The sequence below is a fragment of the Nocardioides sp. SYSU D00038 genome, from assembly GCF_016924665.1.
In the GTDB taxonomy this organism is placed as follows: Bacteria; Actinomycetota; Actinomycetes; order Propionibacteriales; family Nocardioidaceae; genus Nocardioides.
The window spans coordinates 55,204-66,572 of the sequence record NZ_JAFFJT010000024.1 but is presented as its reverse complement, the minus strand read 5'-3'; the positions used below and the strand labels follow the sequence as shown (position 1 = coordinate 66,572).

The following is an 11,369-nucleotide window of genomic DNA, read 5'->3' as shown; positions in this document are numbered from 1 at the left end:
GCCGCTACCGGTTCGTCACGGCGGCGGCGTGCCCGCCGGCCGCAGCGTCGTCCTCGGCCGCCGCGGAGACGACCAGGCCGCCGAGCAGGAAGGCCGCGACCGCGGCGACCAGGGCCGGCGTGGACAGGTCGGGGACCCGGCGCCGCCAGCCCTCGGGGGCCGCCGTCCCGGGGTGGGCGTGGGTGAGGGCGTGACCGCGACCGCGCTGCAGGAGCAGGCGGTTGACCGGCACGGCCGCGACGAACGCCACCGCGAGGGCGAGCGCCATCGCCCACCAGAACGTCGGGTTGACCAGGCCGGCGTCCATCGCGCCCGGCACCAGCGCCATCACCGCGTTGTCGACGACCTCCATGGTCAGGATCGAGAGCGTGTCGGCAGCCAGGACGACGCCCAGCGCGGTGGGCACCGCGAGCCCGGCCCGCAGCAGCGGCAGGGTCGAGAGCGCGTAGCCGAGGAGGAAGGCCAGGCTCACCGAGAGCGCGATGGTCCACCCGGTGGCGAGGCCGGCCGCGGTGCCGATCAGCATGCCGAGCACCTCGCCGATGGCGCAGCCGGTGAGGCAGTGGAGGGTGGCACTGACCGCCATCGCGGTCAGCCCGTCGTGACTGCCGTGCGCGTCGTGCGGCACCTGGTGGTCGTGGGTGTGCTGGTGGGCGGTCATGCGGGGTCCTTCCGGGTGGCGATGGCGAGCAGCTCGCGCAGGCAGTGCTCGAGGAGCGCGTGCGGGAAGCCGTCGGCGAGGCGGTAGTGGACGACGCGGCCGGCGCGCCGGGTCGCGACCAGGCGGGCCGCGCGCAGCTGGCGCAGGGCGTACGACGACTGGTCGTCGGTGATGCCGAGGGCGAGCGCGACGTCGCCGACGCAGAGCTCGTCGACCGCGACGAGCGCGAACAGCACCCGTAGCCGCACCGGGTCGGCGAGGAGTGCGATCAGCTCGGCGAGCCGGCCGGCGTCGTCGGCCCCGAGCCCGTCGGTGCGGACCCGCTCGACGGCGGCTCCCGAGACCGGGTGGGGATGGGTCGGTCGCCGGATCATGTCCGCACGAACGTACGGACGTGCGGATCTATTCCGTCAGTCGCGCGCCGCGGCCAACCGGCCCTTGAGCAACGGGACCGCGGGGTGCGGGCGACCGCCGATGGTGCCGAGGGCGGCCAGGCAGGCCTCCACGACCTCGGTGTCGTAGGGCGCCAGGTCGCTGTAGCGCAGCACCGCGTCGGGCTGCGGATCGGCCAGCAGCGCCTCGCGGACCGCCACCGCGACGTACTCGGCCAGCTCGGTGAGCGCGGGCGAGTTCGTGCCGGGCAGCAGGTCGCCGCCGTAGGCCTCGACCGCCGGGCCCACCTGGCCGCGGCGGAGCAGCCCGAGGACGTGCTCGACGTCGGTCTCCACCGGCATCAGCAGCCGGTAGGGGCGCGAGGCGAGCTGGCCGCCGAGCGCGTGCCGCAGGTGGCTGACCTCGGCCTTGAGCGTGGAGAACGTGACCGCCTGGTCGCCGTAGACCATCGCGTGCAGCTGCTCCAGCGAGAGTCCCTCGGGGTGGAGCGCGAGCAGGGCGAGCACCTCGGTCTGGCGGCGGTTGAGCAGCAGCCGCTGCCCGTCGAACCGGGTCTCGGCGGTGCCGAGCAGCGACATCACCAGGCCGGGGTCACCGGTGACGTCGGGGCCGGCGGAGGGGTGGTGGTGGCTGCGCGGCATCGCCTGCTCGATCAGCCGGGCCATCACCCGGGCGGTGGCCAGCCCGATCGGGTGGGTGCGGTCCCAGGTCGTGGAGAGGTCGAGCACGCCGAGCTGGGCGCCGGTCACGGGGTCGTGCACCGGCGCGGCCCAGCACACCCAGTTGTGCACGATCGGCGCGTAGTGCTCGGCGCTGAAGACCATCGAGGGCTGGCCGAGCCGGTTGGCGAGGTCGAGGGCGTTGGTGCCGACCGACTGGTCGTCCCAGCGGCCACCGGGCACGAAGTTGACCGTCTCGGCCTTGCGACGCATCACCCGGCCGCCGTAGGTCCACAGGATCCGGGTCTCGGCGTCGGTGACGGCGACGACGAGGTCGCCGTCCTCGGCGGTGCGGCGCAGCTCGGCCTCGACGTTCTCGACCGCGACCTGGAGCGCGGAGTCCTGCCAGATGGCGGCGGTCTCGGACTCGTCGGCCAGCGGGGCCTCGCCGACGTCGGTGGGCACCGCGGCGCCGGAGCGCGCCCAGCTGTGCAGGATCTCGGGCCGCACCCGCGGGGCCGGCACGTCGCCGGCCTCGACGAAGGTGGTCCAGGCGCGCATCGCCTCGACCCGGCGGCTGTGCAGCTCGTCGCGTGGCATCGGACCCCCGATCGGCTCGGTGCCGGTCACGGTAGCACCGGGGCCGTGACCCGGGTCACACTCAGGCCGCCGCCCGGAACTGCCGGCGCAGGAACCGGATCGTCAGGTCCATGGAGTCCTGCCAGCGGTCGTAGAACGCGTGGTCCTCGCCCTCGTAGAACCGCAGCCGGCTGTCCACGCCCGCCGCCCGCATCAGGCGCTGGGTCTCGCGCGCCCAGCGCGGCGGGCAGGTGGCGTCGACCTCGCCGTGCAGGGCGAGCACCGGCTCGGTGATCCGGTCGAAGAAGGTGCGCGGGGAGAGGTCGCGGTAGAAGCCCGGCCGCTCCTCGGGGCTGCCGAACCGGTCGACGAACGCCGCGACCGTCTCGGGCCGGCCGCGCTCGCTGAAGTGGCGGACGTTGTCGAGGAACCGCGAGCTCACCGAGGCGTAGACGACCGCCGCGTCGACCAGCCCGGGCTGCGTGACCAGGGCGTTCATGGTGACGCCGCCGCCCATCGAGCGACCCAGCATCGCGAGCCGGTCGTCGTCGACGTAGGGCAGGGACTCGAGGGTGGCGACCGCGTTGACGGCGTCGCGGGTGTAGCCGAGGCGGGTCTCGCGGTCGAGCTCGGGGACCGGCGACGACCCGGCGTGCCCGCGGTAGTCGGTGTGGAGCACGACGAAGCCGGCGGTGGCGAGCGCGACCTGCTCGCGGGCCAGGCCCTGGCCGTTGACGTAGATCGAGGGCTCGATGTAGCCGTGGTTGAGCACGATGCCCGGGAACGGGCCGCGACCGCGGGGGCGCAGCAGCTGCCCGGTGACCCGCAGCCGGTCGCTGCGGTAGCTGACCTCCTGGCGGGTGTACGCCGGCGTCCGCTCCAGGGTGCGGAGGACCCGGAGCCGGCCGCCGCGCGGCTCCTGCCGCATCAGCGCGGGCAGCGAGACGGGGTGGCGGACCTCGGGGAGCGCAGGCTCGTCGGCGATCGAGTCCGCGGGCGGGGCCTCGGGGGTGACCTCGGGGGTGGCCTCGGAGGCGCCGGCCGGTGGGCTGGGCGAGGTGCTGACCGAGGCCTCCGGGGCGGCGCCGGGCTCGTCGTCGCCGCTGCACGCGGCGAGCGGCAGCACGAGCACCAGGGTCGGCAGCACGGCCGTGAGCAGCCTCCTCATCCGAGCGGGTTCACCTCCCGGTGGATCCGGCCCTCGGTGGCCGCCAGCGGTTCGCCGGTGCCGCCCCAGCGGCCGGCGATGATCTCGGCGGCGATGCTGATCGCGGTCTCCTCGGGGGTGCGGGCGCCGAGGTCGAGCCCGATCGGGCTGGAGAGGCGGGCGATCTCGGCGTCGGTGAGTCCCGCCTCGCGGAGCCGGGCCAGCCGGTCGTCGTGGGTGCGCCGCGAGCCCATCGCGCCGACGTACGCCAGCTCGGGCAGGCGCAGCGCCACCTCGAGCAGCGGGACGTCGAACTTGGGGTCGTGGGTGAGCACGGTGACGACGGTGCGCGGGTCGATCCGGCCGGCCTCCGCCTCGGCGGCGAGGTAGCGGTGCGGCCAGTCGACGACGACCTCGTCGGCCTCGGGGAACCGGCTGGTGGTGGCGAAGACCGGGCGGGCGTCGCAGACCGTCACCCGGTAGCCCAGGAAGGTGCCGACCCGCGCCACCGCCGCCGCGAAGTCGATCGCCCCGAACACCAGCATCCGCGGCTGCGGCGCGAACGCCCACACGAAGACCCGCATGCCTTCCCCCCGCCGCTCGCCGTCCGGCCCGTAGGTCAGCGTCGCGTGGTGCCCCGAGGCCAGGAGCCCCAGCGCGTCGTCACGGACGGCGGCGTCGGCCCGGGCCGACCCCAACGTGCCCCCCGCCGGGGTCGTCCCTGACGTTTCCGGGGTCGACACCCCGGCCGGGACCCCGGAACCGTCAGGGACTACCGCCGCGGGGCCATTCGGGATAGTCCCTGACGAAGTGGTCGCCCCGGGAGGTCCGGAGGGGGCCATTTCGTCCGGGACTACCCCAGGGGGGCCCTCCGGACGGACGACGACCCGGCGGCCCAGCCAGGCGGGGTCGGGGTGCTCGACGACGGTCGCGACGGCGACCGGGCGGCCGGCAGCGACGTCGGCGGCGACCTCGCCGAGCTCGGGGAAGGTCTCCCGGCTGACCTCCTCGACCCAGACGTCGAGGATGCCGCCGCAGGTCAGCCCGACGGCGAACGCCTCGTCGTCGGAGACGCCGTAGCGCTCCAGCACCGGCGTCCCCGACGCCACCACCGACTGGGCCAGCTCGTAGACCGCGCCCTCGACGCAGCCGCCGGAGACCGAGCCGACCGCGGAGCCGTCGGGGCCGACGAGCATCGAGGCCCCCGGCGGGCGGGGCGCGGACTGGAAGGTCGCGACCACGGTGCCGACGCCGATCGTCTCGCCGGCCTCCCACCACCGCAGCAGCTCCGGCAGCACCTCACGCACCAGCGACCACCTCCACCAGCTCGGCGTACGTCGCCAGCGAGTGGCCGGCGACGAAGTCGTCGCAGTGGGGCAGGGCGGCGACCACCCCCTGCTGCACCGGCTCGTAGCCGGCCTTGCCGCGGTGGGGGTTGACCCACACCACCCGGTGGGCCAGCCGGGCCAGCCGCTGCATCTGCTCGGCGAGCAGCGAGGCGTCGCCCCGCTCCCAGCCGTCGCTGAAGACCACGACCACCGCGCCGCGCGCCAGGCCGCGCTGGCCCCAGCGGTCGAGGAAGATCCGCAGCGTCTCGCCGAGCCGGGTGCCGCCCGACCAGTCCGGCACGGTCTCGCCGGCCAGCACCAGCGCCCGCTCGGCGTCGCGGCTGCGCAGCGCCCGGGTGAGGTGGGTGAGCCGGGTGCCGAGCGTGAACGTCTCGACCCGGCCCCGCGGGCCGGCGGCCTGGGTGAACCGGTGCGCGAGCCGCAGCAGCGCGTCGGCGTAGGACGACATCGAGCCCGACACGTCGACCAGCAGCACCACCCGCCGCGCCCGGAGGCCCCGGCGCCGCCAGGCGATCGGGGCCGGCTCGCCCATCCGGCGCAGGCTGGCCCGCAAAGTGCGGGCGGCATCGACCTCGCCGCGGTGCCACCGGTCGTGGCGGGCCACCCGGCGCAGCGGCGAGCGCGGCCGCAGGGTGGCGAACATCCCCGCCAGCCGGTGCCGCTCGGCGGCGCTCATCGTGGCGATGTCGCGGTGCCGCAGCACCTCGGTCTCGCTGGCCCGGGCCCGCACGACCTCGTCGTCGAGGTCGGGCGCGTCGTCGCCGGTGCCGGGGTCGGTCTCGGGCAGGTCAGACCAGGTCGGCCGCACCGGGTCGCGCGGCCGGGGCCGGGGCAGGCCGTCGCGGCTGCCGAAGTAGGCCTCGTGCACCTGGTCGTAGCGGAGCAGGTCGTCGGGCGAGGCGCAGAGCGTGGCCCGGCCGGCGACGTACGTCGCGCGCGGGTCGCCGAGGTCGACCAGCGACACCGCCTCGAGGAAGCCGGCGGCGCGGTCGTGGGTGACCGGCACCCCGGCCGCTCGCAGCGCCCGGGTGAACCCGAGCAGCACCTCGTCGGCGTCGCGCACCGGCACGGCGGTCATGCCCGGAGCACCTGGTCGAGGGCGTGCCGCACCTTCTCGGCGTCCTCGCGGTACTTCACCAGCGCTCCGAGCGTCCGCGAGGCCGCCTCGAGGTCGAGGTCCGCGGTGCCGAGGTGGTGCAGGGCCCGGGCCCAGTCGAGGGTCTCGGCGACGCCCGGCGGCTTCGTCAGGTCGACCTCGCGCAGCCGCTGCACCACCGCGACCACCTGCCGCGAGAGCGCCGCCGACACCTCCGGCGCCCGCGAGCGCACGATCGCGAGCTCGCGCTCCAGGCCCGGGTGGTCGATCCAGTGGTAGAGGCAGCGCCGCTTGAGCGCGTCGTGGAGCTCGCGGGTGCGGTTGGAGGTGAGGACGACGACCGGCGGGGTAGCCGCGGCGACGGTGCCGAGCTCGGGGATGCTCACCTGCCAGGTCGACAGCACCTCGAGCAGGAACGCCTCGAACTCGTCGTCGGCCCGGTCGACCTCGTCGACCAGCAGCACCGCCGGGCTCTGCTGCAGCGCGGCCAGCACCGGCCGGGCGAGCAGGAACCGCTCGTCGTAGAGGCTCTTCTCGGCCTCGGCGGCGTCCGCCCCGCCACCGGCCTCGAGCGCGCGCAGGTGGAGGACCTGGCGCGGGAAGTCCCAGTCGTAGAGCGCCTGGGAGGCGTCGATCCCCTCGTAGCACTGCAGCCGCAGCAGCGGCAGCCCCAGCGCCTGTGCGATCGCCTCGGCCAGCGCGGTCTTGCCGGTGCCGGGCTCGCCCTCGAGCAGCAGCGGCCGCTGCATCCGCAGGGCCAGGAAGGCGACGGTCGCCAGCGCGTCGTCGGTGAGGTAGCCAGTGCCGCCCAACCGGGTGGCGAGCTCGCCCGCGGACTCCATCCCCCCAGGCTACGGGGGCGGTTGTTGGGATCAGGTTGGCCCGAGCAGGTCCCAGCGGTTGCCGGCGACGTCGACGAAGACGACCACCGAGCCGTACGCCTCCTCGCGGGGTTCGCCGACGAAGGTGACTCCGTGCTCGCGCATCCGGGCGTACGCCGTCTCGAAGTCGTCGACCCGCAGGAACAGGCCCACCCGGCCGGCGTACTGCCGGCCGACGACGGCCTCCTGCTCGGGACCGTCGGCCCGGGCGAGCAGCAGCCCGGTGCCACCGCCGGGCGGGCGCACGACCACCCAGCGCTTGGGCCGGCCGTCGTTGGTGGTCGACGGGCTGTCCTCGGCCAGCTCGAAGCCGAGCACGTCGGTGTAGAACGCGATGGCCTCGTCGTAGTCGCGGACGACGACGGTGGTCAGGTCGAGGTGCACGGCGCGAGGCTACCCAGCCGGGCTCAGCGGCTGTCGACGTCGCGGCCGGTGGCCAGGTCGCCGCACTCGACGTCGACGGCGCCCTGGGCGGCGAGGTAGCCGCGGGCCCCGGTGTCGCCGTCGAGGGAGTCGAGCACGCCCGGCCAGTGGTCGCTGCCGATCACGACCGGATGGCCCGGGCGGCCGGCGTAGACCGCCCGGGCCAGGGTGTCGGCGTCGGCGCCGGCCGCGACCCGTCGTACGACCTCGGGGGTGACGTCGGGCAGGTCGACGAGGTGGACGACGGCGACGCCGGTGCCGAGCGACCGGAGACCCGCGGCGAGCGAGGCCGCCATGCCGTCGGCCCAGTCGTGGGCGACCACCACGTCGACCCCGAGCCCGTCGAGCAGCCGCACCGCCTCGTCGGCGGCCGCGCCGAGGACGACGGTGACCTCGTCGCAGCCGCCCTCGACGAGGGTCGCGACGCCGCGGACCAGCCACGAGCCGTGCTCGTCCTCGACGAGCGCCTTGGGCCGGCCCATCCGGCGGCCGGCCCCGGCGGCGAGCAGCAGCCCGTGCCGGGGTCCGTACGGCCTGCTCACCGGTGGCTCACTTGCTCCCGAAGGCCTGGTCGTAGAGGCGGTCGAGCTCGGGGCTGGCCGCGCCGGAGAACCCGCAGGCGCTGACCTGGCCGTCGGCGGCCGAGACGAGGTAGGTCTCGCCGACCTGGAAGTCGACCCCGATCAGCTGGTCCTGGATCGCCTGCGGCGGCGCCTCGACGGCGACGGTGTCGGTGGCGGCGCCGGCGAACACCTCCTCGACCTCGAGGGTGATGGTGCCGCCTTCGACGGCGGTGACCGTGCCCTCGAAGGCGAACGGCTGGGCCGCGAGGAACTCCGGGGTCGGCACCGCGCAGCGGGCCCCCGCCTGGGGAACGGCGGTGAGGGTGGTGACCTGGTCGCCGCCGGTGCCGGTGTCGGCGCTGCTGCCGGTGGAGGGGTCGGCGACCGGCCGGTCGCCGTCTTCGCCGCCACCGAGCTGGGCGGCGCCGAAGCCGATCGCGGCCACGGCGGCGGCCGCACCGGCGACCAGCACGAGGCGGCCGCGCCGGGTGACCCGGGTGGTCGAGGTGGACGGGTTCTCCACGGTGTGCGTCATGGCGGTCTCCAGGAGTCGTGCGGTCACGGCCGGGTCGGCCGGGGCCAGGTGGGCGGCGGGGTCGGCGGCGCGCAGCCGGGCCCGCAGCTCGTCGTCGCGGTCGAAGCCGTCTCGGTCGTGCTGGTCGTGCTCGGTCACGGTCGTCTCCCCTCTCTCGCCCCTTCATGTCCGGACCCGTCGCCGCTCTTTCGGTCGATCCGGGAGATCTCCTCCTTGAGCTTCTGCCGCGCCCGGTGCAGCCGGATGCTGGCGGCGTTCGCGGTGATGTCGAGCACCCGGGCGATCTCGGCCGGAGCCAGCTGCTCCCAGGCCCACAGCCGCAGCAGCTCGGCCTCGTCGGGGCGCAGCGCGGCCAGCGCCTCGTGCAGCCGGTCGTCCCCCGAGTCGGGGCCGGGCAACGTCTCGGCCGGCGGGGCGACGCTGCCGATCCTCGCCGCGAGCCGGCGCTGGCGGCGGCCGCCGCGCTCGGCGTTCGCGAGGCAGTGGCGCGCGACGCCGTAGACCCACGGGAGCGGCTCGTCGGGCACGTCGTCGAGCCGGCGCCAGCACACCAGGAGGGTGTCGGCCAGCACGTCGTCGGCGGTGTCGGGATCGGTACGGCGGGCCAGGAACCGCCGCAGCGGCTCCATCACCTCGGCCGCCAGCCGCTCGAAGCGCTGCTCGCGCGCCTCCCCGGGCTCCTGCGTCACGCGCCCACCCTCACATATCGGCAGTCGCGGCCTCGACGCCGTCGGCGCCTCAGGGCCGCACGGCGACGGCCTCGACCTCGACCAGCTGGTCGGGCCAGCCGAGCACGGTGACGCCGACCAGGGTGCTCGGGACGTCGTGCTCTCCGAACGCCGCGCTCACGACATCCCAGGCGGCGGTGAGGTCAGCGCGATCGGTGGTGGCGACGTAGACGGTGGTGCGGGCCACGTCGGTGAGCGAGCAGCCGGCGGCGGCGAGCGCCGAGACCAGGTTGGTCACCACCCGGTGGGCCTGGGCGACGACGTCGCCCGGCGCCACGACCTCCCCGGCCTCGTCGAGCGGGCAGGCACCGGCGGTCAGCACCAGCGACCCCTCGGCGAGGGCGGCGTAGGCGTAGGGGACGTCCTGGGCGAGACCGGGGGTGCGCAGCAGGGAGACGGGTGGCATGCGGCCCAGCATCGCGCGCTGCTGCCGGGCGCCGCCACCGGGATAGTCCCGGACGAAGTGGTCCCCTTCTCGGCGTGTCGGGGGCCGTTTCGTCAGGGACTACCGCGCTCCGGGGGCTGCCAGGAGGGCCGAAATGGCCAGCAGGGCCCCCGCCGGAGCGGGGACCCTGCTGGGAGGTGGTGCGGTGGGGGTGGACTCAGAAGTCCATGCCGCCCATGCCGCCCGAGGGGTCGCCGCCCATGGGCGCGGCCTTCTCGGGCTTGTCGGCCACGACGGCCTCGGTGGTGAGGAAGAGCGCCGCGATGGAGGCGGCGTTCTGCAGCGCGCTGCGGGTCACCTTCGCCGGGTCGATGATGCCCTCGGCGATCATGTCGACGTACTCGCCCGACGCGGCGTTGAGGCCGTGACCGGCGGTGAGGCCGGCGACCTTCTCGGCCACGACGCCGCCCTCGAGACCGGCGTTGACCGCGATCTGCTTGAGCGGGGCCGAGGTGGCGACGCGCACGATGTTGGCGCCGGTGGCCTCGTCGCCCACCAGGTCCAGCTTGTCGAACGCGGTGGCCGCGGCCTGCACCAGGGCGACGCCGCCGCCGGCGACGATGCCCTCCTCGACGGCCGCCTTGGCGTTGCGCACGGCGTCCTCGATGCGGTGCTTGCGCTCCTTGAGCTCGACCTCGGTCGCCGCGCCGACCTTGATGACGGCCACGCCGCCGGCCAGCTTGGCGAGGCGCTCCTGGAGCTTCTCGCGGTCGTAGTCGGAGTCGGACTTCTCGATCTCGGCGCGGATCTGGTTGACCCGGCCCTCGATCTGGGCGCCGTCGCCGGCACCCTCGACGATCGTGGTCTCGTCCTTGGTGATGACGACCTTGCGGGCCTGGCCGAGCAGCTCGATGCCGGTCGACTCGAGCTTGAGGCCGACCTCCTCGGAGATGACCTGGCCACCGGTCAGGATCGCGATGTCCTGCAGCATGGCCTTGCGGCGGTCGCCGAAGCCCGGGGCCTTGACGGCGACGGACTTGAAGGTGCCACGGATCTTGTTGACCACCAGGGTCGACAGCGCCTCGCCGTCGACGTCCTCGGCGATGATCAGCAGCGGCTTGCCGGACTGCATAACCTTCTCCAGCAGCGGGAGCAGGTCCTTGACAGACGAGATCTTCTGGTTGGCGACCAGGATGTAGGGGTCCTCGAGGACCGTCTCCATCCGCTCGGGGTCGGTGACGAAGTAGGCCGAGATGTAGCCCTTGTCGAACCGCATACCCTCGGTCAGCTCGAGGTCGATGCCGAAGGTGTTCGACTCCTCGACCGTGATCACGCCCTCCTTGCCGACCTTGTCCATCGCCTCGGCGATGGCGTCGCCGACGGTGGTGTCGCCACCGGCGGAGATGGTCGCGGTGGCCGCGATCTGCTCACGGGTCTCGACGTCCTTGGCCATGCCGAGCAGCTGCTCGGACACGGCGGAGACGGCGGCCTCGATGCCGCGCTTGAGACCCATCGGGTTGGCGCCGGCAGCGACGTTGCGCAGGCCCTCGCGCACCATGGCCTGGGCCAGGACGGTGGCGGTGGTGGTGCCGTCGCCGGCGACGTCGTCGGTCTTCTTGGCGACCTCCTTGACGAGCTCGGCGCCGATCTTCTCGTAGGGGTCCTCGAGCTCGATCTCCTTGGCGATGCTCACACCGTCGTTGGTGATCGTGGGGGCACCCCACTTCTTCTCGAGCACGACGTTGCGGCCCTTGGGACCGAGGGTGACCTTGACGGCGTCGGCGAGCGTGTTCATGCCACGCTCGAGACCGCGCCGGGCCTCCTCGTTGAAAGCAATCAGCTTCGGCATAGCTCCTGCGATTCCTCACGCTTGGAGTTCTGGGAACCGGCTCGGTGGGTTGCCCGCGACGGACGACCCTGCTGACCCGGCGAACCCTTTCTCGCCGGCGCGGAGGGCCTCAACTGGCACC

13 protein-coding genes are annotated in these 11,369 nt (G+C 74.6%); all 13 read right to left on the bottom strand.

What is annotated here, in order from left to right; translation table 11 throughout:
- Nucleotides 1-4 precede the first annotated feature (4 nt).
- Nucleotides 5-661: a DUF4396 domain-containing protein gene (locus tag JT721_RS13950; RefSeq protein ID WP_240340746.1), complete on the bottom strand. Its 657-nt coding sequence runs from the start codon at nt 659-661 to the stop codon at nt 5-7.
- Nucleotides 658-1,035, bottom strand: a complete 378-nt coding sequence (locus tag JT721_RS13945; protein ID WP_205473849.1) for a metalloregulator ArsR/SmtB family transcription factor — start codon at nt 1,033-1,035, stop codon at nt 658-660. The genes JT721_RS13950 and JT721_RS13945 overlap by 4 nt, the downstream gene beginning before the upstream one ends.
- Before the next feature lie 36 nt (nt 1,036-1,071).
- On the bottom strand, nt 1,072-2,313 hold the full coding sequence (locus JT721_RS13940) for a helix-turn-helix domain-containing protein (RefSeq protein WP_205473847.1): 1,242 nt from the start codon (nt 2,311-2,313) through the stop codon (nt 1,072-1,074).
- Nucleotides 2,314-2,374: 61 nt separating this feature from the next.
- Complete coding sequence (locus tag JT721_RS13935; RefSeq protein WP_205473844.1) at nt 2,375-3,460, bottom strand: S9 family peptidase; 1,086 nt, start codon at nt 3,458-3,460, stop codon at nt 2,375-2,377.
- On the bottom strand, nt 3,457-4,746 hold the full coding sequence (locus tag JT721_RS13930; RefSeq protein ID WP_205473842.1) for an XdhC/CoxI family protein: 1,290 nt from the start codon (nt 4,744-4,746) through the stop codon (nt 3,457-3,459). The genes JT721_RS13935 and JT721_RS13930 overlap by 4 nt, the downstream gene beginning before the upstream one ends.
- Nucleotides 4,739-5,866, bottom strand: a complete 1,128-nt coding sequence (locus tag JT721_RS13925) for a VWA domain-containing protein (protein ID WP_205473839.1) — start codon at nt 5,864-5,866, stop codon at nt 4,739-4,741. Before JT721_RS13925 ends, JT721_RS13930 begins: the two co-directional genes overlap by 8 nt.
- The gene (locus JT721_RS13920; protein WP_205473836.1) at nt 5,863-6,726 is read right to left on the bottom strand and encodes a MoxR family ATPase; all 864 of its coding nucleotides are present in this window, start codon (nt 6,724-6,726) and stop codon (nt 5,863-5,865) included. Before JT721_RS13920 ends, JT721_RS13925 begins: the two co-directional genes overlap by 4 nt.
- Nucleotides 6,727-6,756: 30 nt before the next feature.
- Entirely contained in the window at nt 6,757-7,149 is a 393-nt protein-coding gene (locus JT721_RS13915; RefSeq protein ID WP_205473833.1) for a VOC family protein, read from the bottom strand.
- 23 nt (nt 7,150-7,172) lie between these two features.
- Nucleotides 7,173-7,730, bottom strand: coding sequence for a nucleotidyltransferase family protein (locus tag JT721_RS13910; protein WP_307828058.1), 558 nt, complete (start codon nt 7,728-7,730; stop codon nt 7,173-7,175).
- Between the two features lie 7 nt (nt 7,731-7,737).
- Nucleotides 7,738-8,424 carry a hypothetical protein gene (locus JT721_RS13905; RefSeq protein ID WP_205473830.1) on the bottom strand — a complete coding sequence of 229 codons (687 nt, stop codon included), beginning with the start codon at nt 8,422-8,424 and terminating at the stop codon, nt 7,738-7,740.
- Nucleotides 8,421-8,975 (bottom strand): sigma-70 family RNA polymerase sigma factor, encoded by a 555-nt coding sequence (locus tag JT721_RS13900; protein WP_307828057.1) that lies wholly within the window; start codon nt 8,973-8,975, stop codon nt 8,421-8,423. The genes JT721_RS13905 and JT721_RS13900 overlap by 4 nt, the downstream gene beginning before the upstream one ends.
- 49 nt (nt 8,976-9,024) lie before the next feature.
- Complete coding sequence (locus JT721_RS13895) at nt 9,025-9,420, bottom strand: RidA family protein (RefSeq protein WP_205473828.1); 396 nt, start codon at nt 9,418-9,420, stop codon at nt 9,025-9,027.
- A 196-nt stretch (nt 9,421-9,616) separates the two neighbouring features.
- Nucleotides 9,617-11,248, bottom strand: coding sequence for a chaperonin GroEL (groL, locus tag JT721_RS13890; RefSeq protein WP_205473826.1), 1,632 nt, complete (start codon nt 11,246-11,248; stop codon nt 9,617-9,619).
- Nucleotides 11,249-11,369: the final 121 nt, after the last annotated feature.